Source organism: uncultured Polaribacter sp., assembly GCF_947500975.1.
Taxonomy (GTDB): domain Bacteria; phylum Bacteroidota; class Bacteroidia; order Flavobacteriales; family Flavobacteriaceae; genus Polaribacter.
In genome coordinates this window covers 117,128-140,736 of the sequence record NZ_CANMUE010000001.1, presented here as the reverse complement: position 1 = coordinate 140,736, position 23,609 = coordinate 117,128, and the positions used below count along the sequence as shown (strand labels likewise).

The following is a 23,609-nucleotide window of genomic DNA, read 5'->3' as shown; positions in this document are numbered from 1 at the left end:
ATAAATAAAACTTTAAAATCTATAAAAATGAAAAGAATACTACTATTATTAGTGTTGTTTTGTACAACTATTGCCCAATCTCAAGTAAAAACTTTTGAGAGTGAAGTAAGAAAAATATCAAAAAAAATTGAAGAAATTACCAAGCAACAAAAAGATTCTTTAAAGCTAAAAGTTATAGCAATAGATAAAAAGTTAGAAAAAGGAGAAGTGTCAAAATCAGATGCTGAAAACCAGAAAAAAACAGCTGCATCTTATCACGCCAGACAGATAGAGAATTTGGTTGGAGAGCAAGAACTTTTTTTACAAATTTTAGTGCAAGACAAAACCAATGGAAAAATTGCAAGTGCTGATGAAGAGATTACTACTGAAGATGATGAAAATACGTTTACAATAGGTAATAAAACATTTAGATTAAATATTAACAAAGGAAGTTCTGAAGAGGAAAAAGATAAAAGAAAAAAGAAAAGTAATAGAGTTACAACCTCTCAGTTTGTATTTGCAATGGGGTTAAATAATGTTCTTAATAATGATGATTTATCAAGTTTAGAAAACTCAAAATATAAGTTTTGGCAATCTCATTTTTATGAATTAGGTTGGACATGGAAAACACGTTTTACAAAAGAACCTTCAAAATTATACTTTAAATATGGGGTATCTTTTCTATGGAATAATTTAAGATTAAAAGATAATCAACAACATGTTTTTGATGGTAATACAACAAATTTAGAAACAAGAATTGATGAAGTTTTAACAGAAAGTAGATTACGTCATGTGCAAATGAATTTCCCTGTGCATTTAGAATGGGATTTCTCTAAAAATAAAACATATGATAATGGTTTTGTAAAAGATAGAACAAACAGATCAGTTCGTTTTGGAGTTGGAGGTTTTATAGGTTTTAAATTAGGTACAAGGCAATATTTAGAATATACAGATTTAAATGGGGTAGAAATAGAAGAAGTGCAATACAATAACTTTAATATGAATACTCTTAATTATGGACTTAGTAGTTATATTGGTTACAGAGATGCCAGTTTTTATGTAAAATATGATTTAAACCCATTATTTAAAAACACAGATACTAGAAACATTTCACTAGGAGTTCGATTAGATTTGAATTAATTACATCTAAAATTATAATTGAAATTTAACAAAAGTCAACCCTAAAAAGTTGACTTTTATTAATTGTGTAAAATTCAATTTTAAAGATGAGAATTTTGTTATTTTTTTATAATTTTTTTTAAAGATTGATAAAAATTAAAACAGTATAAATTTTATTCTAAATTCATTGTAAAACCTAGTAAATTTACTCGCTTATAAACATCAAATTTAAGCAAAAATGAAAATTGGGATTCCAAAAGAAATTAAAAATAATGAAAGTAGAGTGGGTATGACCCCTGCTGGTGTTTTTTCATTAACAAAAAATAATCATACTGTTTATGTTCAATCTAAAGCAGGAGAAGGAAGTGGTTTTTTTGACAAAGATTATGTTAGAGTTGGTGCTTCAATATTACCAACAATTGAAGATGTTTACAGTCAAAGTGATATGATTGTTAAAGTAAAAGAGCCAATAGCATTAGAGTACCCTTTAATTAAAGAAAATCAAATTGTATTTACATATTTCCATTTTGCTTCTAGTGAGCCACTTACAAAAGCAATGATTAAAAGTAAAGCAATTTGCATTGCATATGAAACAGTTGAAGATGAAGATGGTACTTTGCCATTATTAACGCCAATGTCTGAAGTTGCTGGGCGAATGTCTATTCAACAAGGCGCAAAATATTTAGAAAAACCAGTTAAAGGACGTGGAATTTTATTAGGTGGAGTTCCTGGTGTTACCCCTGGTAAAGTATTAGTTTTAGGTGCTGGTGTTGTTGGTGTACAAGCGGCAAAAATGGCTGCAGGTTTAGGTGCACACGTTACAATTTTAGATATTAATATGAAACGTTTACGTTATGTAAATGATGTTTTACCAAATCATGTAGTAACAGGCTTTTCTAGTGAATATAGTATTAGACAGCATATAAAAACGCATGATTTAATTATTGGTGGTGTTTTAGTAAAAGGAGGTAAAGCTCCAAAATTAATAACTAAAGATATGCTTAAAGAAATGCGCCCAGGAACTGTTGTTGTTGATGTAGCTGTAGACCAAGGAGGCTGTTTTGAAACTACAAAAGCAACTACACATAAAGATCCAACATATATTATAGATGATGTAGTGCATTATTGTGTAGCAAATATGCCAGGTGCAGTACCTTATACTTCTACAATGGCATTAACAAATGTTACACTTTCTTATATTTTAAAACTTGCTAATTTAGGATGGGAAAATGCCTGTGCAAATGATGAATCTTTAGCAAAAGGATTAAATATTGTAAAAGGAGGAATTGTATATAAAGAATTAGAAGGTATTTTTGATTAATAATATTCTTTGTCACGAATTCACAGTTATAAATTTAAAAGTGAATTCGTGGCAATTATTACTTTTTATTTTTAGTCCATACTTTTCTTAATTTTTTTTGATAAAACTCCTGTTCCATCGTGTTTCCAACCAGGAGGTTTTAATTGTTTATAATAGATGTTTTTGATGTAAAAAGGTCAGAAAACATATTTAACTATTCAATAAAAACAATTTTTTAGGATTAATACGTGTAAATATTTTTTACCAAACCATATATTGGTTTTTCTATTTCTTGCTTAAAAGTGTCAAAAAGTCTATCCCAAATAATAAAATTACTGGAATGATTTCTGTCTAAATACTGAGGTTTTTTTGCATGTTGTATTCTATGATAATTAGGGGTGTTAAAAATATATTCAAACCACTTTGGCATTTTATCAATTAATTCTGTATGAATCCAATATTAATAAATTAAACTGATAGACATTTGTACCAAAACCATTACTGGATGAAACCCAATTAAAATTAATGGTAACCAAAATGTAAATGTATAAAAACCACCAGACCAAGTTTGTCTTATTGTTGTACTTAAATTATACCTTAGAGATGAATGATGTATTAGATGACTTGCCCCCAAAAAAATACTTTCATGACTAACTCTATGAAACCAATAATAGTAAAATCTTCTGTAAATAGGACTAGAATCCAAGCCTAGCAAACAAAAGAGATTTCAAATAAATGATAAAAATTATACATTAAATAATAAGTAGTTAAAATTAGTCCTTTGGTAAATAAACCAATTACAACATTTCCTAATCTCATGATAATGGAAGTGCCTGACCCTTTAAATTCGTAATTATCTATTTTTATTTTTACTGCTAAAACAATTTCAATAATAACAGTAATTTCAAAAAAAGGAATTGCTAATTAATTAAGTTAGGATTTTCAGGTATTCGATATTAAAAATTAGCTTGTTTTTTATATTATAATAATAAGATAATTTTGTATTAAAAAAGATGCAAATAAGAACAAAAAAGTTTGTATATTTGCAGCCTTAAAAATAAACAATAAATATTTAATTTATGAATCATTACGAAACTGTTTTCATTTTGAATCCCGTTTTATCTGATATTCAGATAAAGGAGACAGTACAAAAGTTCGAAGATTATTTAGTTTCTAAAGGAGCTGAAATGATCTCAAAAGAAGATTGGGGCTTAAAAAAATTAGCTTACCCAATTCAAAAGAAAAAAAGTGGTTTTTATCACTTATTAGAGTACAAAATTGCCGGTGAAGAAATCGCTGCATTTGAGTTAGAGTTTAGAAGAGATGATAGTATTATGCGTTATCTTTCTGTAAAACTAGACAAACATGCTGCAGCTTGGGCTAAAGTTAGAACAGAACGTGTTAAATCTTCAAAAAAATAAGAAATGGCTACAATAGAACAACAAGCAAAAGGAGGTAAGTCTGCTGATGTTAGATATTTAACACCATTAGATATTGACACTAAAAAAGAAGCAAAATACTGTAGATTTAAGAAAAAAGGTATCAAATATATTGATTATAAAGATGCAGATTTCTTAATGTATTTAGTAAATGAACAAGGTAAAATTTTACCAAGACGTTTAACAGGAACATCATTAAAATATCAACGTAAAGTTGCGCAAGCAATTAAAAGAGCGCGTCATTTAGCGTTAATGCCTTACGTTGGAGATATGTTAAAATAATAAAGATCTAGAACATGGAATTGATATTAAGACAAGACGTAGAAAATTTAGGATTTAAAGATGATGTTGTATCTGTGAAAAACGGTTATGGTAGAAACTTTTTAATTCCTACAGGACAAGCAGTTTTAGCTACTTCTTCTGCAAAGAAAGTATTAGCAGAGAATTTAAAACAACGTGCTTACAAAGAAGCTAAATTAATTGAAGATGCTACAGTATTAGCAGATACAATTAAAGGATATGAAATTAAAATAACTTCTAAAGTTGGATCAGGAGACAAATTATTTGGTTCTGTAAACAACATAGATTTAGCTGCTGCATTAGCAAAAGCTGGAACAGAATTAGACAAGAAATTTATAAAAGTTGTTGGAGGTTCTGTTAAAAGATTAGGTAAATACCAAGCATCAGTGCGTTTACACAGAGCTGTAGTTGCAGACATTACTTTTGAGGTAATTGCTGAATAATACTTTACTTTTAAGTAAAATAAAAAGCTCGTTAGAAATAACGAGCTTTTTTAATTTTAGGATATGAAATACAGACAACTTACAAAAGAGCAATTAGAAAGTTTACATAAAGAATTTGCTCTTTTTTTAGCATCACAAAAAATTGATGTTAATGAATGGAATCGAATTAAAAAAGATAAACCTAACGTTGCAGAAGAAGAGTTAAATATTTTTTCTGATATTGTTTGGGAAGATGTTTTAACTAAAACAAACTATGTTGAACATTTTTCTGAAACAACAGTTAATTTATTTAAATTTGATAAAGATGAAATACATAGAATTGTTATTAAAATAGATTGGGATATAAATTTATTAACTCAAGAAGGTTTTGAGTGGTTAATGAATAACCCAATGGATAATTCTATTGATATTTTTAAAGGGGCAAAGCCTTATGATAAAGAAAGAAATATAGATATTTTTGACTTAATTGAAAAAGGAAGTTCTATTTCTAAAGGAGAAATATTTGAGTTTTTTCACAATCTAATAGTATAAATTTATTTCTAAAAAAATAAATTTTCTTAAAACCATTCGTCTATACTTTTTTGTACTTTAACTTATACTTTTATCGTTTTATCCTGTTTATAAAAAATTATGATAATAATGATGTTATTTTTCACCTAAAATTAAATAGTATCAAGATTTTAGAATGCAAAATGTTTTAAAAATTTTATTAGTAGAAGATAATTTGATTGAAATAATGAAGATGAAAAGAACTATTTCATTATTAAAATTAAATCATACTATTCAAGAAGCTAAGAATGGAGAAGAAGCTTTAAGTATTTTAGAAAATAAAGCAAATATTCCAGATATTATTTTATTAGATTTAAATATGCCTAAGATAAATGGTATTGAATTTCTTAGAATTTTAAAAGCTAATGATGAGTTAAAGCATATACCTACAATTATTTTAACAACATCTAACAATCAAAAAGATTTATTAGAATGTTATAGAACAGGTATGTCAGGTTATATTTTAAAACCTTTAAAATATGATGACTACGTTAAAAAGATAGAAACTGTTTTATCTTACTGGAGCATGAATGAATTAAAGAAAATTTAACACTGTTTTTATTAAAATAGTCATAAATTATAACACGATTTTTTTTTTCAAAAAAATCTAATTATTTTTAGATTATAATTTCTAAATTAGAAAATATAATATTAAAAAGCACAGAATTTTTATTTCGCCCCAAAAAATTATAGATGCAAACAGTACAGCTTAAAAAAACAAAAAACCAAAAATTTGAATATATTACTGAAAAAAATGAACTAAAAGAACCTTTAGTTTTAGTGTTCGGAAATAGATATATGTTGGAAGATAAAAATATTTACTCTGAAATAAGAGAAATATTTAAAGATGGACATATCGTATTTGGTTCTACTTCAGGGAATATTACATCAGATTCTGTAGACGATGATTGTATTATAATAACAGCAGTAGAATTTGAAAAAAGTAGTTTTCAAATAAAAACTTCTACTTTTGATATTAGTAAAGAAAAATGTAGTTTAGTTGCAGGAAAAAAGTTAATAGAGCAATTACCATCAGAAGGATTGAAATATGTTTTTGTAATTTCTGAAGGAAGTATAGTAAATGGTAGTCAACTCACTAAAGGAATGAACTCTGCAACTGAAGATAATATTTTAATTACAGGAGCTCTATGTGGTGATGGCGCAAGGTTTGAAAAAACATTAGCTTCTTATAATGAAAACCCTAAAGAAGCAGAAATTATTGCTGTTGGTTTTTATGGAGATTCATTAGAAGTCACATTTGGTACTAATGGCGGATGGACACCTTTTGGACCAGAAAGAATTGTAACAAAGTCTGAAAATAATGAGTTGTTTGAATTAGATGGTAAACCAGCATTAGATTTATATAAAACTTATTTAGGTGATAAATCAAAAGAATTACCTGGAGCTGCTTTATTGTACCCTTTAAAAGTAAAATCAACAGATGAAAGGAAATCAATTGTAAGGACAATTTTAAATATTGATGAAGCAAATAACTCAATGATTTTAGCTGGTGATATCATAGAAGGCTCTACTGTACAATTAATGATGACTAATGTAGATAATATTGTTAGTGCTGCGGAAAGTGGAGCTAGACATGCTATTGATTTAAGAACAAATAAGCCACAACTCTCTATTTTAGTTAGTTGTATTGGTAGAAAATTAGTTTTAGACCAAAGAATAGAAGAAGAAGTAGAGGAAGTTGTTGAAATAGTTGGAAAAGATACTACAGTTTGCGGTTTTTATTCTTACGGAGAAATAGCACCTTTTGATGGAGAAATGAACTGTCAGTTACACAATCAAACAATGGCAATTACTTTAATAAGTGAATAATGAATTCTCTTTTAAAAAGACAAATTAGAAAATACCTACCTAAAGAATATCATTCTAATAAAGATTTAGAATTATTTTTAGAAGCAATCGATAAATCATATAGAACATACGATGATCAGTTTGCTATGCTTCATAGAGCAACAACTATTAGTTCAGATGAACTCTTTGTTTCCAATAAATTATTAAAAGAAGAAACAGAATCTCAAAAAAGAGTAATCGATAAATTAAAGAGTGTAATTGATACTTTAAAAATTTATGATGCTGATAAAAATAGAAATATTATTGATGAAAAATCAGAAGAATTAGACCCACTTAAACTAGCAGATTTTATTGATAATCAAGCCAAAGAAATTATTAAAATAAATAATTTAAAAGATAAATTGCTAACAGATTTAGAAAGTCAAAATCAAGAATTAAATGACTATGCTCATATGGTTTCTCACGATTTAAAATCACCACTCCAAAATATTGATACATTAGTAACTTGGTTTATAGATGATTATAAGAGTGTGATTGGTGAAGCTGGTAATGAAGTTATTTCTCAAGTTAAAAATAATTTAGAGAAAATGGATACTTTGATTCATGGTATTTTAGAATACTCAACAATTGGTAAAATTGAAAAAAAATTATACGATTTAGATTTAAATATTTTAATAAAAGATTTAATAGATAAAATAGATAATCCTAAGAACACATTAATAAAGGTTAATGGAGTTTTACCAATAATTAAAGGAGATCAGCATAGATTAAGTTTACTTTTTTATAATTTAATACACAATGGTTTAAAATTTAATAACAAAGAAAAGGGTATCGTAGAAATTAATTTTGAAGAGCAAAATGATTTTTGGAAGTTTTCTGTAAAAGATAATGGAAATGGAATAGAAAAGAAGTATTTTGATAAAATATTTATTGCATTTCAAAAATTAGAAGACGATTTTAAATCAACAGGAATTGGTTTATCTATCGTTAAAAAAATTGTAGAAACCTTTAATGGAGAAATTTGGTTAGAATCTATACCTAAAATAGAAACTACATTTTTCTTTACAATAAAAAAGTAATGTCAAAACCAAATTTATCTTACATAGATCAACTATCTAGAGGTGAAGAATCTGTTAAAAAAACATTAATTGATGTTATAAAAACAGAATTTCCACAAGAAAAAAAAGATTATTTCGAAAGTGTTAAAGAAAATAATTTTGAAAAAATTGAAGAAAATGTTCATAGACTTAAACATAAATTTAGTATTTTAGGGCTGGAAAAGAGTTATAAATTAGCTAATGATTTTGAACATAACCTTAGAGAGAAATCAATAAAGGGTCAACAAGAGTTTGAAAAAGTTCTAATTATCATAACAAATTATTTAGAAACTATTTAATTGCTATTATGAATTGTATTGTTATTGATGATGAAAATATGGCAAGAGTTATTATTAGAACTCTTTGTGATCAAATAGGGTCATTAAACATAATTGATGAGTTTTCTGATGGAATACAAGCAATAAAATTTTTAAATGAAAACAATGTAGATCTAATATTTTTAGATATTCATATGCCTAATTTTAGCGGTTTTGATTTTATTAAAACGTTAAAAGATCCTCCTAAAATTATATGTACTACATCTGATCCTAGATTTGCTATAGAAGCTTTTGAATATGACTTTATTGTGGATTATTTATTGAAGCCAATAGAGTTTACTCGTTTTGAAAAAGCAATAAAAAAGGCAGAAAAACTCAATATATCAAAACCAATAGCCAAACAAAGTAATGAAGAGATTGTAAAAAATGATTTTTATATTAACATTGATAGACGTTTAATAAAAATCGACTTACAAAGTATTTATCTTATCCAAGCTAAAGGAGATTATATCAATATTAAAACAGAAGAAAAAAATTATGTGGTACATTCTACTTTAAAAAAGATAGAAGAAAAGTTACCAAAATCTTTATTCTTAAAAGTTCATCGTTCTTACGTAATTAATTTGAAAAAAATTATAGATATAGAGGATAATAGTGTTTTAATTGAAAAGGATGTTGTTCCTGTTAGTCGCTCTAAAAGGCCAGAATTAATGGAAAGGTTAGATTTATTATAGTATCATTTTAAATTTTATTTAGCTATTTAAAATAATTAAATATTCAGTAATTCTTTTAATTTTTCTGTACCTAAAGTAGCAGGGTTTTTTATAATTTTAAGATTTGTAAAATTATTGTTTGAAATAGAAGGATTTAAATCAATAAAATAAATAGGTATTTCTTGTTTTACATAATTAATTAAACTTGCAGCAGGATATACTTGCATAGAAGTACCAATAATTACTAAAATATCGGCTTTTTTTGTTATTTCAATTGCTTTTTCTAGCAAAGGCACCATCTCACCAAACCAAACAATATGTGGTCTTAATTGACTTTTTTTAAAACACAAATCTCCTAAAAATAAATCTTTTTTCCACTCAAGTACATCTGTTTCATCTATTATACTTCTAACCTTTAAAAGCTCTCCGTGTAAATGCATTACATTTTTACTGCCAGCTCTTTCGTGCAAATCATCTACATTTTGAGTAATAATCTCTACATCAAAATACTTTTCTAAATCGACTAAATTAAAATGCGCCTTGTTAGGATTTACTTTTAATAACTGCTTTCTACGTTGATTGTAAAAATCTAAAACCAATTGTGGATTTTTAGCAAAACCTTCAGGGGAGGCAACTTGCATAATGTCATGACCTTCCCAAAGTCCATCAGCATCTCTAAAAGTTTTAATACCACTTTCAGCAGAAATTCCTGCGCCAGTTAAAATAACTAATTTTTTCATAAAAGCTAAAATAATATTTTTAAGTTTGTTACTTATGATTGATGAAAAATTATTAAACTATTTTGAAGGTTATTTAACCGATAAAAGAAAGGCCCTTTTTAAAAGAGTTTTAGAAGAGAGAACTCGTCATTTTACTGTTGTTTTAGAAGATATTTATCAACCACATAATGCAAGTGCTGTTGTAAGAACTTGCGATATTTTTGGTATTCAAGATTTACATGTTATAGAAAATAAATATGTAAATAGGGTTTCTAAATATGTAACAAAAGGTTCTCAAAAGTGGATAACATCTAAACGATATAAATCTGATGGTGATAATACCAAAATTTGTTTTGACAATTTAAAAGAAAAAGGATATCAAATTATAGCAACAACACCTCATCATAATTCAAGTTTATTGCATGATTTTGATATCACCAAAAAATCTGCCTTTGTTTTTGGAGCAGAAGCAGACGGAGTTTCTGATTATGTTATGGAAAATGCAGATGGGTTTTTAAAAATACCAATGGTTGGTTTTACAGAGAGTCTAAATATATCTGTGGCTGCTGCTATAATTTTACAAGATATTACTACAAAACTTAAAAAATCTAATCAAAATTGGCAATTATCAAAACAAGAAAAAGAAATTTTATATTTTAATTGGGTAAAAAAGACAATTAAAAACGTAGATAAAATTGAAGCACATTTTTATAAGACTTAAAGTTATAAAAAATTAAAGTTGATATTAATTAATAGTACTAAGTGTTAAGTAAAATAAAGAACTTAAAATTAGTTTTGAATGATTATTGTCATTTTAAAACTTGAGATTTTTTTTGTTTAATTAACAATGATTTCTTCAATAGTAGAAGTAGAATCACAACGTTTAACAAGTAAACTCACATTTTTTAATTCTCTTTTACCTGTAATAAAGTAATTTGCACAAGGTTTTGTTCTTGGTGTACTTTTACCAAAGTTAACATCACCATTGTATAATATTGTTGAAATTTTTATTGTATCAATATTTTTTTCTTGCATTACTTTCTTAGCATTTTTAGAAAAAAAACGTTTTTTTATTCTAATAGTTTTTAAAGTTCTTGCATCCATTCCATAATCAAAAGTTGCATTTTTCTTTTGCCAAAAAAAGTAAACTCCTACAGAACTAATTGAAACACCTACTAAAAAATATCCTATTCTTTTTAATAACATCGTAAAATATTGAATTGCAAAAATAATTGAATTTTATAGATGAAAAATTAAATTAACTAATTTCTTTTTAAGGAAAAATATGCTTCAAATTTTGCAGGTTTCTCTTCAAAAATAAAATTGACTCTAAACCAATATGAGTTTTCTATAGCATTTACTCCATTTTTATTAAGTCCGTTCCAACCTAAATCTGAAGCTTTAAATTGAGTTATAAAAACTCCCATTCTATTATATACTTGTATAATTGCTTCTGGATATTTTTTTAAATCATCAATATTCCAAAAATCATTTTTGCCATCATTATTGGGGGTAAAAAATTTAGGATAAGTTAGTGCAGTGAATTCAATTACAATATTTGGGCATATGTCTTTTGTATCTTTAATAGTAATTAAATGAATACCAGTTTCTATATCCGTGAATACATTATCTGTTTGAAAATCTCCTTTATTTAATTGATATTCATATTCTCCAAAATTTTGATTTATGATATCAACTCTTATAGAAGTTTTGTTAGAAAATGGATCAGTTAAATAAACTATTTTGGCTTTTGGTGACGATGAAATTACATTTACTTCTTCAATATTATAATAACAATCTTTACTATCTCCTTCTTCTGAATTTAGTGCTATTGGTTCTATTGTGTAGGTCCCATCTATAGTAGCATAAAAATTTACTCCAGTTCCAACTAGCTCTTTATTATAATACCAGTTTGCTGTATATTTAATTGGATCTAAACCTGATTTTATTTCAACTGGTTTGTAAAAGAGCTCAGTATCAACATTTTTACATAAATAAACATCTTCAATATTAAGATCTAATGAAGGGTTTATTGTTAAAGTAAAAGTCTCCTCAATATAACAATTTTCATTTTTTAATGAACTTGTTACAGCATAAATTAAGTGTGTACCAATTTCAGAGATATAGTATTCATTTAAGTCTATTAGATCTACTTTATTAGGTTTCCTATAATATTCTAATTTAACTTCTGGGTTAATGTTTGTATCTTCTAAAAGGAAAAAACCACAAGCTTCTTTATTGTTAAACCCACTTAATTGTGGCGTTTTGGAAATATTAATCGAAAGTGTTTTTTCATCAGAACAAAAAAATCTATTTCCATTTTCAGCATAAATATAAAGTGTAATATTATTATTTATTACATCTCCTGCATTCATTTTTGTTCCCTTTCCATTAGATTCAGTATAGTATTCGCCAACTGATAGCTCAGGTAAGATGTATGAATCACAAGAGTTTACATCTTCTATTTCATCAACACTTACTCCTAAAAATATTACTGAAAAAATATTTTCATTTACGCATCCTTCTAATTTTTCATCAACACTATAAATGTATATTGTTGATGTTTCTGTTATTTGATCGCCAAAATTTAATTGTAAACCTTGACCATTTGGTTCAGTAAAATAATTTCCGTTATTTAGTTCAGGTAAAACAAAAGGTTCACATGTATAAACGTCTGTAAAAACTTCAGCTTTTGGTAATTGTCTTATTTCAATTGAAAAATTGGTTTCATTGGAGCAGTTTTCATTTTGATTAAAAATATAAATTGTTGTGGAGTTAGTTATTAATTCTCCAGGTTTTAAGTTGATCCCTTCACCATTTGTTTTAGTAAAATATGTACCATCTACAAGTTCTGGTAATTGATAAGGATCATTAACACACCTAATAACATCATCTATTTTATCTACCTTAGGTATTGGAAAAATATCAATTTGAAATGATAAATCTTTTGTACAATTTACATCGTCATCGGTTTTTACATAGTAAAAAATTTTTTTGGATTCTGTTATAATCGTACCAGCTTCAATGGACTCTCCCATACCGTTTGATTCGGTAAAATAACCACCAATAGTTATATCTGGTAGTGTATAACTTCCACAAGAAGTTACATCAACAAAATCATTTACATCAATTGTAAAAACTTCAAATGTTGATTCTTTACTGCAACCTTTATTTTCATTATAAATATATATTTGTTGAGATTCAGTAATTTCTGTTCCTGAAATTATTTCACTACCAATACCATTTTTAAATTTAAAATATTTACCATTTGTTAAAGGCGGTAATTTGTAGCTAGAACAAGTTACTTTGTTACTTAATTGATCTACATCTGGACTTGGAATTATATTTATGTCCATTGGTTCATCTGAACAAAAAACAGTATCTATAGTTGAGTAATAATATATTGTTAAATTTTCTGTAAAAACTGTACCTGGTTCTATTAATTGACCACTACCGTTTTCACCTCCAGGAGCGGTGTAAAAATTACCATATAGAGGTCTAAATGATGTGAAGTTATCACAATAAATATTGTTTAATTTATAGTTTTCTATAATTGTAATGGAAAATCGTGTTTGTTTTTGACACCCATTTTCGTTTATATTATAAATATAGATTGATTGATTTTCAGTTATTACATCACCAGCAAAATACTGAATTCCTCCACCATATGGCATGGAAAAATAATTTCCGTTTGTAATTTGAGGTAAAGTGTAACTGGAACATTCGACAACGTTTTGAATTGTATCTACTAAAGGTAACTCATTTACGTTTATATTAAAATCTATGATATCATAACAATTGCTATTTGAGTTGTTTACAGTTCTTGCATAAATAGTCTTTGCGGTAAGTGAGCTTATATTATATGATTCAGTTTCAGTTATAGCATTGGTATTATTTAGTGCGTTATCAAAACTCTCAAAAAATGAAATAGTGTAATCAGCTTCATTTAAACTACCTAGAATTTGTTTATTTACATTGTATGGGATATTAATTGTATTAGATGATTCACAAACAAAAATATCATTAGGTTTATTTGCCTGAAATTGAACAATGTTTAATTTAAAGTCTAATACAATATTACAAAATTCATTATTTAAATTACTTTTTACTTTTATATAGATAGTTTCATTACCAGTACTTAAATAATTATCTAAATCACTAACACCTATAGGAATATCTGAATTTAAATTATTTATTGAGTTATAGTAGGAAAGGCTATATCGTTCATTATTTAAATTAAAATAATTTAAATCATAAATACCTATATTAAATATTGCTTCTGTTCCATTATCACATTCAAAAAGATCCGCAGGGGGAACTTTAATTTCTAATTCTGAGATTATTATTTCATCAGTTATGATACATCCATTAATATTTGTTGCTATTACTTTATAAGTTCCTAACTTGGTACCATTGTATATTGATGATGTTTCATTTTCAATTTTAACATCATTTTTATACCATTCAAAAATAAAATTTGTACTATCAGAAATTTTGGTATCTAATGTGAAGGGTTCATTATCACACATTTTAAAATCTTCTCCAATATCAAAATCTATATTAAAATTTCCAGGCTCTATAAAAATAGCAGAATCAAAATTAGAGTCTGCATAATCACCAATCACAAATTTTAAATTGTATTTTTTATTAGCCTCAATTTTTGAAGAAGCATTTAAAACCTTTGTATAACCTCTCATATTAATATTAGTTGAAGAAGTATCTATAGTGTTATATCTACTAAAATAGTTTGAGTTTACTGAGTTGCACGAACTATTATATTCTGAGTCTCTAATATTTTTTACTGTTATTACATCGTTAGTTACTGGTAAAACTGCTAAGTTTATTTTTTCATTTGTACTAATATCTGTTAAAATAATTCCTACAATGTCACTATAACCACATTGCCACTCACCATATTCATTGGAGGCAAAAACAAAATTAAAGTCAAATTCATTAGATTGTGAGATAAAATCGAAGCTTATAAAACTAACATCAGTAATTGTTGATGTTTGTCCAAAAACCTCACTAATTTCTTTTAAATCAACATCTGAATTTGAATTTATACTACTTGATAAATTTTGGCCTTTATACTCTCCTTCTGTAAATTTAGCTTTACCATTTCTTAAAATTACACCTTCCTTTAAAGGGAAACTAGAATTATTACTATTAAAATATGCTACAGATTCTTTTGAGCTAAAATCATAATTAGAAGTTATTACACAATTGCTTGTGACTAAGATGTTTGTCAAATTATTAGCATTAAAAGATAGGTCATCTACTAAAACAGTTTGCGAATTAGTAGTGTTTATAGTAAGATAAAAAAACAATAAAAAGAGTGAAATTAATTTATAACACTTATTAATAGAATCTTTTTTTGTTGGGGGGACAACAAAGTTCATTTGAATTATTTTTTTGGGGTGTAAAGTAAATTATTATACTATAAAGATAAAGATTTTATTTTAAAGTACTTATAATATTAATAAATTAATATCTCTAAAAGGTAATTCAAACCAATCTGCAACCGTTTTATTTGTTAAAATTCCGTGATAAAAATACATACCATTTCGTAAGCTTTTATCAAAACGTGCTGCATTTTCAAAACCACCTTCTTCAGCAATATCTAATAAATACGGAGTAAAAATATTGCTAATAGAAACTGATGCAGTTCTTGCATATCTAGCAGGTATATTTGGTACACAATAGTGTATTACACCATGTTTTACAAAGGTTGGTGTTTTATGGGTTGTAACATTAGAGGTTTCAAAACAACCACCTCTATCAATACTAACATCTACAATTACAGCACCTTCTTTCATTTTTTCAATCATAGTTTCTGTTGCTATAATTGGAGATCTGTTTCTACCTCTAATTGCACCAATTGCAACATCGCAACGCATTAATGCTTTTGCTACAGATTTTGGTTGCAAAGTAGATGTGTAAATAGGTGAGTTTAAATTATGCTGTAGTTTTCTAAGTTTAGTTATAGAGTTGTCAAAAACCTTTACTCTAGCACCTAAACCAATAGCGCTTCTGGCTGCAAATTCCCCAACAGTTCCTGCTCCAAAAATAACAACATTTGTAGGAGGTACTCCACCAATGTTGCCAAATAATAAACCATTTCCTTTATTTACACCACTCATTAATTCTCCAGCAATTAATACAGAAGCTGTACCAGCAATTTCGCTTAATGATTTTACAATAGGGAATGTATCATGCTCGTCTTTTATAAAATCAAATGCAACTGCTGTTATTTTCTTTTTTGTAAGATGTTCAAAATAACTTTTTGATTGTGTTTTTAATTGAAGAGAGGAAATTAAGGTTGTTTGGGGATTTAAATATTTGATTTCATCTTCTGTTGGAGGTGCAACTTTTAAAACAATATTGCATTTAAAAGCTTCTTCAACATTATAAGAAATTTTTGCTCCTGCATCAGAGTATTCTTTATCTGTATAGTTTGCATGATCTCCAGCACCTGTTTCTAAAACAATTCTATGCCCATGAGCACATAATGCTGAAACCGCATCTGGTGTTAAACAAACACGCTTTTCACCTAAATATGTTTCTTTAGGCAAACCAATAAATAATTCTCCTTTTCTTTTTTTGATTTCCAACATTTCTTCTTGAGGAAGTAACTCTTCTTTACTAAAAGGAGAAAATGAACTCATATTTTATTGTTTTATATTAATGTTACGTTTATTATCATCTAATATTGTAAGATGAATTTCAACAGCATCTAAAGGTAGTAAATTTTCAATATTTTCTGGCCATTCAATTAAGCACCAATTTTCGGATTCAAAATATTCTTCAATTCCCATGTCTAAAGCCTCGTTTTCATCTTCAATTCTATAAAAATCAAAATGAAAGACTTTACCTTGATTTTCTGTGTGATATTCATTAACCAAAGAAAAAGTAGGTGAGGAGATGTTATCTAAAACTCCTAATTGTGTACAGGTTTCTTTTATTAGAGTTGTTTTACCAACACCCATTTGTCCATAAAACAATAAGGTTTTGTTTTTTAGGGATGAAATAAGTTCTTTTGAAATTTTAGATAAATCTTCTAGAGAATAATTTTTGTTCATAGAAACAAAAATAGTGAAGAAATTAGTTTTTATATCTATAATGTCCAATGATTTTAAAACGAAACAAACAATCTTCTAAAACTTGTCCTGCTCCAATATTATGTACAATCAAATAACGATTGTTGTCTTTAGATTTTTTATTTACAACAATACCTGTATGAGTAATTGCTCCTCCTAAATTCCAACAAATAATGTCTCCTGGAATATAATCAATTGGATTTTTAGTAATTTGTTTTATTATCCCTTTTCTAGAAAAGAAAGTCATTAAATTAGGAACTCTTCTATGATCAATATTCTTATCAGTTCTTTTTAAACCCCAATTTTTTGGGTAAAGATTAAAATTCTGTTTCATATCTAAATGAACTTCTTTTTGCAAATCTATCCCTAATTTTCGATAGGCTCTTATCAAAACATCCGTACAAACACCTTTGTCTTTAGGAATATCACCATTTGGATAATCAATAGAAAAATAACTTGGGTCATAAATAACTTTGTCTTTTGTTAATTCTAAAGCAGCATTAGATAGTTTATCCTCTTGAGAAAAAGAACCAAAACTTAAAAATAAAAATCCAAGTAGTAAAAAATGCTTCATTAGATGCTGGGTGTCTTTAATATTTATTATTTTGGACTATAAACCACGCAAGGAATAATTACTTCTTCTAAAGAAATACCTCCATGTTGATAGGTGTTTTTATAATATTTTACAAAGTGATTAAAGTTATTTGGGTATGCAAAAAACAGATCTTCTTTAGCAAAAATAAATGGGCTATTCATAGCTATTGTTGGTAAGAAAATATCTTTTGGGTTTCTCACAGCATAAACATCTTTTTCTTCATAAGAAAGACTTCTACCTGTTTTGTATCGTAAATTAGCACTAATGTTTTTATCTCCAATAACTTTTGTTGGATGTTTACAATTAATAGTTCCATGGTCTGTAGTGATAATTAACTTTTGTCCCAATTTTTGAGCTCTTTGAATAATTTCAAATAAAGGAGAATTTTTAAACCAACTCAGTGTCAGACTTCTATAAGCCTTGTCATCCCCAGCCAATTCCTTAATTACTTCCATTTCTGTTTTAGAATGAGAAAGCATATCAACAAAATTGTAAACAACAGCAGTTAAATCGTTTTGTTTAGTTCTGTTAAAATTGTCAGCTAATTCTTTTCCATTTTTAAGAGAGGTAATTTTATAATATTCGTGTTTAATATCTAAGCTTAACCTTTTGATTTGAGCAGATAAAAATTCGTTTTCATATAGATTCATTCCACCTTCATCTGTATCGTTTTTCCAAAAATTTGGATGACGTTTTTCCATTTCTGAAGGCATTAATCCAGAAAAAATTGCATTTCTAGCATATTGAGTTGCTGTTGGTAAAATTGAAAAATAAGAATGCTCAACATCTTTTTTATAAAAATTATTGATTAAAGGCTCTAAAATTCTGTATTGGTCATAACGTAAATTATCAATAATAATCCATAAAACTCCTTGGTCTTTATTTAAATGAGGTGCTACATAATCTTTAAATAATGTGTGAGAAAAAGTAGGCTTGTCATGTGAGGTTAAAAAGTCTTCATAGTTTTTTTTAATAAACTTAAAAAACTGATTATTTGCTTCAGCCTTTTGGCTTTCTAAAATACCTAACATTCCAGGGTCACTAATATTTTCTAGTTCTAATTCCCAGTGAACTAATTTTTTATAAAGTTCAATCCACTCTTCATAAGAATTTACCATCGATAAATCCATAGAAATTTTTCTAAATTCTTGTTGATAATTAGAAGTCGTTTTTTCAGAAACTAAACGAGAATTGTCTAAGTTCTTTTTTAAACTTAATAAAATTTGACTTGGGTTTACAGGTTTTATTAAATAATCGGCTATTTTAGAACCAATTGCTTCTTCCATAATATATTCTTCTTCACTTTTTGTAATCATTACTATAGGTAAATTTGCCTGTTTTTGTTTGATTTCTGCAAGTGTATCCAAACCAGTTAAACCAGGCATATTCTCATCTAAAAAAACAATATCAAAATTTTTTTCATCAACCAAATCAATAGCATCTGCACCATTTGTACAAGTGGTTACTTTGTAATTTTTACGCTCTAAAAAAAGAATGTGGGGTTTTAATAACTCAATTTCATCATCAACCCAAAGAATTTGTATTCTGCTCATAGTTATATGTTTTGTCTAATAACGTTAAAAGTACAGTTTTGTTATATTTTTTGAATGTTTAAAATGATAAAATATTGCCAAAAAAAATATTGTTCGTATTTTGCGTCTGATTGATAAAATTCATCTTTTGAAGCAAAAAACACCTAACAAACTTAAAATTTTAAATGATCCAATTTATGGATTTATTCAAATTCCAAATTCTTTAATTTTTGATATAATAGAACATCCTTATTTTCAGCGATTAAGAAGAATTGCTCAAATGGGTTTTTCTAATTTGGTATATCCTGGAGCAAATCACACACGTTTTCATCATGCTATAGGTTGTATGCATTTAATGCAAAAAGCTGTGAGAGTTTTACGATTTAAAGATGTTGAAATTTCAAAAGATGAAGAAATAGCTTTATGTGTAGCAATTTTATTGCACGATATTGGTCATGGAGCATTTTCTCATGCATTAGAACATAGTATTGTTAGTGGAATTTCTCATGAAGAAATTTCATTGAAATTTATGCATAAATTAAATGATGAATTTGATGGAAAACTATCTTTAGCTATTAAAATTTTTGAAGGAAAATATCATCGTAATTTTTTATATCAATTAATTTCTAGTCAGTTAGATATAGATAGGTTAGATTATTTAAAACGTGATAGCTTTTATACAGGAGTTACTGAAGGTAATATTTCATCAGACAGATTAATTGTTATGATGAATGTTAAAGATGATGAATTAGTAATTGAACAAAAAGGTATTTATTCTGTTGAAAAATTTTTGATTGCTAGAAGGTTAATGTATTGGCAAGTTTATTTACATAAAACAGGTTTGGTTGCCGAACATATGTTGGTAAATGCACTAAAAAGAGCAAAAGAATTAGCCGAAAAAGGAGAGGAGTTATTTGCAAGTACATCTCTAAAATATTTTTTATACAATCAAATTAACTCTGAGAATTTTACCGAACAAACATTAAAAATGTTTTCTAAATTAGATGATTATGATATTTTATCAGCCATAAAAGAATGGGTAAATCATAATGATAAAGTGTTGTCTTTATTATCTAAAATGATTGTAGATAGAAAACTCTTAAAAGTTGAAATTCAGACAGATGTTTTTGAAAAAGAACAAATATTAAAAAAGCAGGAAAAATTTGCTAATAAATTTGACATTTCAGAAAAAGAAATACAATATTTTATTTTTACAAAAAAAATTAAAAATCAGGCTTATAATTCTGAAAAACCTATTTTAATATTAAATAAAAAAGGGAAACTAAAAGATATTGCAAAAGCTTCTGATCAATTTAACTTGCAGGCGCTCACAAAACCAGTTGTAAAACACTTTATTTGTTATCCAAAGTAAAATGATATTAGCCAAATACCTTTAATTTTTATACTTTTGCAACTAATGAAATTTACAGCACAGCAAATAGCAGATATATTAGAAGGAGAAGTTGTAGGAAACCCTAATGAAGAAGTATCTAAATTATCTAAAATTGAAGAAGGAGAAAAAGGATCTTTAACTTTTTTATCCAATCCTAAATACAACCCTTTTTTATATACTACTAAAGCTTCTATTGCTATAGTAAATAGTAGTTTTAAGTTAGAAAAAGAAATTTCAACAACTTTAATAAAAGTTGAAGATGCTTACAAATCTTTTTCAAAATTATTAGAATTTTATAACGAAGTAAAAAATAATAAAATAGGTAGAGAAGCACCGCTTTTTATATCAGATTCTGCAAAAATAGGAGTTAATGAATATTTGGGCGCTTTCTGTTATATTGGAGAAAATGTAATAATTGGTAATAATGTTAAAATTTATCCTAATTGTTATATTGGAGATAATACTGTTATTGGTGATAATTGTACCATTTTTGCAGGTGTTAAAATTTATTCTGAAACAGAAATTGGTAACCAATGTAAAATACATTCAGGTTGTATAATTGGTTCAGACGGATTTGGTTTTGCTCCAAATGAAAAAGGAGAATATACTGCAATACCTCAAATTGGAAATGTAATTATTGAGAGTAATGTAGATATTGGAGCTGGATCAACTATAGATAGAGCAACTTTAGGGTCAACAATAATTAGAAAAGGTGTAAAACTAGATAATCAAATACAGGTCGCTCATAATGTAGAAGTAGGAATGAATACTGTAATTGCTGCACAAACAGGAATAGCAGGATCAACCAAAATAGGGAAAAATTGTATGATTGGTGGGCAAGTAGGTTTTGCAGGTCACTTAATTGTTGGTAATAATGTAAAAATTCAGGGTCAAACTGGGATTACTAAAAACCTAAAAGACGGAGAAAAAGTACAAGGAACACCGGCAATGAATTATAATGACTATAGTAAATCTTATGTTTATTTTAGAAATTTACCAAAGATTGCTACTTCAATTAATAAAATGGAAAAAGAGTTGAATGCTCAAAAATAAAATGAAATGAGTAAGAAACAAAAAACAATAGAAACAGAAATTACTTTATCAGGAGTAGGTTTACATACAGGTAATACAGTTTCAATGACCTTAAAACCAGCGCCAATAAATCATGGTTTTGCATTTGTAAGAGTAGATTTAGAAGGTAGGCCTACAATTGAAGCAAAAGCTGAATATGTTGTAAACACTCAGAGAGGAACAAATATTGAAAAAAATGGAGTTCAAATACAAACCTCTGAACATGTATTGGCAGCTGCAGTTGGTTTAGAAATTGATAATTTATTGATAGAAATTGATGCTTCTGAGCCACCAATAATGGATGGTTCTTCAAAGTATTTTGTAGAAGCGATGGAAAAAGCTGGTATAAAAGAACAAGAAGCTTATGTTGAAGAATATATAGTAAAAGAAATAATTTCTTATAAAGACGATATTACTGGAAGCGAAATAATTTTAATGCCTTCTGATGAATACCAAGTAACTACAATGGTAGATTTTGGAACTAAAATATTAGGGACTCAAAATGCTACTTTAAATAAAATTTCTGACTTTAAAAAAGAAATTGCAGATGCAAGAACTTTTAGTTTTTTGCATGAAATTGAAATGTTACTTGAGAATGATTTAATTAAAGGAGGAGACTTAAACAATGCAATTGTATATGTTGATAAAGAACTGTCAGATAGTACGATGCAAAGATTAAAGAAAGCCTTTAATAAAGAAAATATTGCAGTTAAACCAAATGGAATTTTAGACAACTTAACTTTACATTGGGCAAATGAAGCTGCACGTCATAAATTATTAGATGTTATTGGAGATTTAGCTTTAGTTGGAACAAGAATTAGAGGAAAGGTAATTGCAAATAAGCCAGGTCATTTAATAAACACTCAATTTGCTAATAAATTAGCAAAACTTATTAAAGCTGAGAAAAGAAACAATATACCTCAATATGATTTAAATTTACCACCGTTGTTAGATATTCATCAAATTATGGATATTCTTCCACATAGACCACCATTTTTATTAGTAGATAGAGTTATTGAACTTTCTGATAAACATGTTGTTGGTATGAAAAATGTAACAATGAATGAAGATTTTTTTGTTGGACATTTTCCAGGTTCGCCAGTAATGCCAGGGGTTTTACAAGTTGAAGCAATGGCACAATGTGGTGGTATTTTAGTTTTAAGTACAGTTTCTGATCCAGAAAATTATTTAACTTATTTCATGAAAATGGATAAAGTTAAGTTTAAACAAAAAGTTTTACCAGGGGATACATTAATTTTTAAATGCGAATTAATTACACCAATTAGAAGAGGAATTTGCCATATGCAGGCTTTTGCTTATGCAAATGGAAAATTAGTTGCTGAAGCTGAATTAATGGCGCAAATTTCAAAAATTAAATAAATATGAATCAACCTTTAGCGTATGTTCATCCTCAGGCAAAAATTGCAAGAAATGTTGTAATAGAACCTTTTACAACAATTAATAATAATGTAACTATTGGTTCTGGAACTTGGATCGGTTCTAATGTTACTATAATGGAAGGAGCAAGAATTGGAAAAAACTGTAGAATTTTTCCAGGCTCAGTAATTTCAGCAATTCCTCAAGATTTGAAATTTGATGATGAGGAATCTACTGTTGAAATTGGTGACAATGTTACTATAAGAGAATGTGTTACGATTAATAGAGGTACCAAAGATAAAATGAAAACTATAATTGGTGATAACTGTTTAATAATGGCTTATTGTCATGTGGCTCATGATTGTTATGTTGGTGAAAATTGTATTTTTTCAAACAATACAACCCTAGCAGGTCATGTAACCATTGGAGATAATGTTGTTTTAGCAGGTATGGTTGCAGTTCATCAATTTGCATCTGTAGGAAAACATGCTTTTGTTACTGGTGGATCTTTAGTAAGAAAAGATGTACCACCATATGTAAAAGCAGCAAGAGAACCTTTATCCTATGTTGGTATTAATTCAGTTGGATTAAGAAGAAGAGGATACACGACAGAAAAAATAAGAGAAATTCAGAATATTTATAGAATTTTATTTCAAAAAAACTATAATTACACTCAAGGAATTCAAATTATTGAAGCGGAAATGGAAGCAACTCCTGAACGTGATGAAATTATCCAATTTATTAAAGATTCTCATAGAGGAATAATGAAAGGATATTTTAATTTTAATTAAAAAATAAT

23 protein-coding genes and 1 pseudogene are annotated in these 23,609 nt (G+C 27.2%); 16 read left to right on the top strand and 8 right to left on the bottom strand.

Annotated features, from left to right (window positions below):
- Positions 1–27: 27 nt before the first annotated feature.
- Together Q0733_RS00625 and ald are read left to right on the top strand one after the other, a co-directional pair.
- Complete coding sequence (locus Q0733_RS00625; protein WP_298777687.1) at positions 28–1,119, top strand: hypothetical protein; 1,092 nt, start codon at positions 28–30, stop codon at positions 1,117–1,119.
- A gap of 217 nt (positions 1,120–1,336) precedes the next feature.
- Entirely contained in the window at positions 1,337–2,419 is a 1,083-nt protein-coding gene (gene ald / locus Q0733_RS00620; protein ID WP_298777685.1) for an alanine dehydrogenase, read from the top strand.
- Positions 2,420–2,639: 220 nt separating this feature from the next.
- On the opposite strand, the pseudogene Q0733_RS13100 reads toward ald, so the two are convergent.
- Positions 2,640–3,032: pseudogene (locus Q0733_RS13100) on the bottom strand (sterol desaturase family protein).
- A 445-nt stretch (positions 3,033–3,477) separates the two neighbouring features.
- On the opposite strand from Q0733_RS13100, the gene rpsF reads away from it, so the two are divergent.
- From rpsF to Q0733_RS00565, 9 genes are all read left to right on the top strand, one after another.
- Positions 3,478–3,819 carry a 30S ribosomal protein S6 gene (gene rpsF / locus Q0733_RS00605; protein WP_298777679.1) on the top strand — a complete coding sequence of 114 codons (342 nt, stop codon included), beginning with the start codon at positions 3,478–3,480 and terminating at the stop codon, positions 3,817–3,819.
- A gap of 3 nt (positions 3,820–3,822) precedes the next feature.
- The gene (gene rpsR, locus Q0733_RS00600) at positions 3,823–4,119 is read left to right on the top strand and encodes a 30S ribosomal protein S18 (protein ID WP_105020220.1); all 297 of its coding nucleotides are present in this window, start codon (positions 3,823–3,825) and stop codon (positions 4,117–4,119) included.
- Between the two features lie 14 nt (positions 4,120–4,133).
- Entirely contained in the window at positions 4,134–4,580 is a 447-nt protein-coding gene (gene rplI, locus Q0733_RS00595) for a 50S ribosomal protein L9 (RefSeq protein ID WP_298777670.1), read from the top strand.
- A gap of 63 nt (positions 4,581–4,643) precedes the next feature.
- Positions 4,644–5,111, top strand: coding sequence for a DUF6495 family protein (locus tag Q0733_RS00590; RefSeq protein ID WP_298777668.1), 468 nt, complete (start codon positions 4,644–4,646; stop codon positions 5,109–5,111).
- Between the two features lie 154 nt (positions 5,112–5,265).
- On the top strand, positions 5,266–5,679 hold the full coding sequence (locus tag Q0733_RS00585; RefSeq protein ID WP_298777666.1) for a response regulator: 414 nt from the start codon (positions 5,266–5,268) through the stop codon (positions 5,677–5,679).
- 143 nt (positions 5,680–5,822) lie between these two features.
- Positions 5,823–6,959 (top strand): FIST signal transduction protein, encoded by a 1,137-nt coding sequence (locus Q0733_RS00580; protein ID WP_298777664.1) that lies wholly within the window; start codon positions 5,823–5,825, stop codon positions 6,957–6,959.
- Entirely contained in the window at positions 6,959–8,017 is a 1,059-nt protein-coding gene (locus tag Q0733_RS00575) for an ATP-binding protein (protein ID WP_298777662.1), read from the top strand. Before Q0733_RS00580 ends, Q0733_RS00575 begins: the two co-directional genes overlap by 1 nt.
- The gene (locus tag Q0733_RS00570) at positions 8,017–8,334 is read left to right on the top strand and encodes an Hpt domain-containing protein (protein WP_298777659.1); all 318 of its coding nucleotides are present in this window, start codon (positions 8,017–8,019) and stop codon (positions 8,332–8,334) included. The genes Q0733_RS00575 and Q0733_RS00570 overlap by 1 nt, the downstream gene beginning before the upstream one ends.
- 8 nt (positions 8,335–8,342) lie before the next feature.
- Entirely contained in the window at positions 8,343–9,047 is a 705-nt protein-coding gene (locus Q0733_RS00565) for a LytTR family DNA-binding domain-containing protein (RefSeq protein WP_298777657.1), read from the top strand.
- 35 nt (positions 9,048–9,082) lie between these two features.
- On the opposite strand, the gene Q0733_RS00560 is transcribed toward Q0733_RS00565, so the two are convergent.
- Complete coding sequence (locus Q0733_RS00560) at positions 9,083–9,766, bottom strand: NAD-dependent deacylase (RefSeq protein WP_298777655.1); 684 nt, start codon at positions 9,764–9,766, stop codon at positions 9,083–9,085.
- Positions 9,767–9,800: 34 nt separating this feature from the next.
- Here Q0733_RS00560 and Q0733_RS00555 point away from each other — a divergent pair, with 34 nt between their 5' ends.
- Positions 9,801–10,466, top strand: coding sequence for an RNA methyltransferase (locus tag Q0733_RS00555; protein WP_298777653.1), 666 nt, complete (start codon positions 9,801–9,803; stop codon positions 10,464–10,466).
- 116 nt (positions 10,467–10,582) lie between these two features.
- On the opposite strand, the gene Q0733_RS00550 is transcribed toward Q0733_RS00555, so the two are convergent.
- The 6 genes from Q0733_RS00550 to Q0733_RS00525 all read right to left on the bottom strand — a co-directional run bounded on the left by Q0733_RS00550 (position 10,583) and on the right by Q0733_RS00525 (position 18,990).
- Positions 10,583–10,951, bottom strand: a complete 369-nt coding sequence (locus tag Q0733_RS00550) for a DUF4258 domain-containing protein (RefSeq protein ID WP_298777651.1) — start codon at positions 10,949–10,951, stop codon at positions 10,583–10,585.
- A 56-nt stretch (positions 10,952–11,007) separates the two neighbouring features.
- Positions 11,008–15,144, bottom strand: a complete 4,137-nt coding sequence (locus Q0733_RS00545) for a choice-of-anchor L domain-containing protein (RefSeq protein WP_298777649.1) — start codon at positions 15,142–15,144, stop codon at positions 11,008–11,010.
- Between the two features lie 69 nt (positions 15,145–15,213).
- Positions 15,214–16,410 carry an alanine dehydrogenase gene (locus tag Q0733_RS00540; RefSeq protein ID WP_298777648.1) on the bottom strand — a complete coding sequence of 399 codons (1,197 nt, stop codon included), beginning with the start codon at positions 16,408–16,410 and terminating at the stop codon, positions 15,214–15,216.
- A 3-nt stretch (positions 16,411–16,413) separates the two neighbouring features.
- Positions 16,414–16,824 carry a tRNA (adenosine(37)-N6)-threonylcarbamoyltransferase complex ATPase subunit type 1 TsaE gene (tsaE, locus tag Q0733_RS00535; RefSeq protein ID WP_298777646.1) on the bottom strand — a complete coding sequence of 137 codons (411 nt, stop codon included), beginning with the start codon at positions 16,822–16,824 and terminating at the stop codon, positions 16,414–16,416.
- 22 nt (positions 16,825–16,846) lie between these two features.
- Complete coding sequence (locus Q0733_RS00530) at positions 16,847–17,416, bottom strand: DUF1287 domain-containing protein (RefSeq protein WP_298777644.1); 570 nt, start codon at positions 17,414–17,416, stop codon at positions 16,847–16,849.
- 26 nt (positions 17,417–17,442) lie between these two features.
- Positions 17,443–18,990 (bottom strand): bifunctional response regulator/alkaline phosphatase family protein, encoded by a 1,548-nt coding sequence (locus Q0733_RS00525; protein WP_298777640.1) that lies wholly within the window; start codon positions 18,988–18,990, stop codon positions 17,443–17,445.
- Positions 18,991–19,117: 127 nt separating this feature from the next.
- Between Q0733_RS00525 and Q0733_RS00520 the strand changes: the two genes are divergently transcribed.
- From Q0733_RS00520 to lpxA, 4 genes are read left to right on the top strand one after another with little or no spacing between them, the layout of a single operon-like run.
- Positions 19,118–20,341 carry an HD domain-containing protein gene (locus Q0733_RS00520; RefSeq protein WP_298777638.1) on the top strand — a complete coding sequence of 408 codons (1,224 nt, stop codon included), beginning with the start codon at positions 19,118–19,120 and terminating at the stop codon, positions 20,339–20,341.
- 45 nt (positions 20,342–20,386) lie between these two features.
- The gene (gene lpxD, locus Q0733_RS00515; protein WP_298777636.1) at positions 20,387–21,415 is read left to right on the top strand and encodes a UDP-3-O-(3-hydroxymyristoyl)glucosamine N-acyltransferase; all 1,029 of its coding nucleotides are present in this window, start codon (positions 20,387–20,389) and stop codon (positions 21,413–21,415) included.
- A 6-nt stretch (positions 21,416–21,421) separates the two neighbouring features.
- Positions 21,422–22,813, top strand: a complete 1,392-nt coding sequence (locus Q0733_RS00510) for a bifunctional UDP-3-O-[3-hydroxymyristoyl] N-acetylglucosamine deacetylase/3-hydroxyacyl-ACP dehydratase (RefSeq protein ID WP_298777634.1) — start codon at positions 21,422–21,424, stop codon at positions 22,811–22,813.
- 2 nt (positions 22,814–22,815) lie between these two features.
- Positions 22,816–23,601 (top strand): acyl-ACP--UDP-N-acetylglucosamine O-acyltransferase, encoded by a 786-nt coding sequence (gene lpxA, locus Q0733_RS00505; RefSeq protein WP_298777632.1) that lies wholly within the window; start codon positions 22,816–22,818, stop codon positions 23,599–23,601.
- Positions 23,602–23,609: the final 8 nt, after the last annotated feature.

What these genes read in the sequence shown, in the direction of transcription:
- Q0733_RS00580 (WP_298777664.1), top strand. Translation starts at nt 5,823, where the DNA reads ATGCAAACAGTACAGCTTAAAAAAACAAAAAACCAAAAATTTGAATAT.
- Q0733_RS00550 (WP_298777651.1), bottom strand. Translation starts at nt 10,951, where the DNA reads ATGTTATTAAAAAGAATAGGATATTTTTTAGTAGGTGTTTCAATTAGT.
- Q0733_RS00510 (WP_298777634.1), top strand. Translation starts at nt 21,422, where the DNA reads ATGAGTAAGAAACAAAAAACAATAGAAACAGAAATTACTTTATCAGGA.
- Q0733_RS00625 (WP_298777687.1), top strand. Translation starts at nt 28, where the DNA reads ATGAAAAGAATACTACTATTATTAGTGTTGTTTTGTACAACTATTGCC.
- Q0733_RS00575 (WP_298777662.1), top strand. Translation starts at nt 6,959, where the DNA reads ATGAATTCTCTTTTAAAAAGACAAATTAGAAAATACCTACCTAAAGAA.
- Q0733_RS00570 (WP_298777659.1), top strand. Translation starts at nt 8,017, where the DNA reads ATGTCAAAACCAAATTTATCTTACATAGATCAACTATCTAGAGGTGAA.
- Q0733_RS00525 (WP_298777640.1), bottom strand. Translation starts at nt 18,990, where the DNA reads ATGAGCAGAATACAAATTCTTTGGGTTGATGATGAAATTGAGTTATTA.
- lpxA (WP_298777632.1), top strand. Translation starts at nt 22,816, where the DNA reads ATGAATCAACCTTTAGCGTATGTTCATCCTCAGGCAAAAATTGCAAGA.
- Q0733_RS00585 (WP_298777666.1), top strand. Translation starts at nt 5,266, where the DNA reads ATGCAAAATGTTTTAAAAATTTTATTAGTAGAAGATAATTTGATTGAA.
- ald (WP_298777685.1), top strand. Translation starts at nt 1,337, where the DNA reads ATGAAAATTGGGATTCCAAAAGAAATTAAAAATAATGAAAGTAGAGTG.
- rplI (WP_298777670.1), top strand. Translation starts at nt 4,134, where the DNA reads ATGGAATTGATATTAAGACAAGACGTAGAAAATTTAGGATTTAAAGAT.
- tsaE (WP_298777646.1), bottom strand. Translation starts at nt 16,824, where the DNA reads ATGAACAAAAATTATTCTCTAGAAGATTTATCTAAAATTTCAAAAGAA.
- rpsR (WP_105020220.1), top strand. Translation starts at nt 3,823, where the DNA reads ATGGCTACAATAGAACAACAAGCAAAAGGAGGTAAGTCTGCTGATGTT.
- lpxD (WP_298777636.1), top strand. Translation starts at nt 20,387, where the DNA reads ATGAAATTTACAGCACAGCAAATAGCAGATATATTAGAAGGAGAAGTT.
- Q0733_RS00545 (WP_298777649.1), bottom strand. Translation starts at nt 15,144, where the DNA reads ATGAACTTTGTTGTCCCCCCAACAAAAAAAGATTCTATTAATAAGTGT.
- Q0733_RS00530 (WP_298777644.1), bottom strand. Translation starts at nt 17,416, where the DNA reads ATGAAGCATTTTTTACTACTTGGATTTTTATTTTTAAGTTTTGGTTCT.
- Q0733_RS00560 (WP_298777655.1), bottom strand. Translation starts at nt 9,766, where the DNA reads ATGAAAAAATTAGTTATTTTAACTGGCGCAGGAATTTCTGCTGAAAGT.
- Q0733_RS00590 (WP_298777668.1), top strand. Translation starts at nt 4,644, where the DNA reads ATGAAATACAGACAACTTACAAAAGAGCAATTAGAAAGTTTACATAAA.
- Q0733_RS00565 (WP_298777657.1), top strand. Translation starts at nt 8,343, where the DNA reads ATGAATTGTATTGTTATTGATGATGAAAATATGGCAAGAGTTATTATT.
- Q0733_RS00540 (WP_298777648.1), bottom strand. Translation starts at nt 16,410, where the DNA reads ATGAGTTCATTTTCTCCTTTTAGTAAAGAAGAGTTACTTCCTCAAGAA.
- Q0733_RS00555 (WP_298777653.1), top strand. Translation starts at nt 9,801, where the DNA reads ATGATTGATGAAAAATTATTAAACTATTTTGAAGGTTATTTAACCGAT.
- rpsF (WP_298777679.1), top strand. Translation starts at nt 3,478, where the DNA reads ATGAATCATTACGAAACTGTTTTCATTTTGAATCCCGTTTTATCTGAT.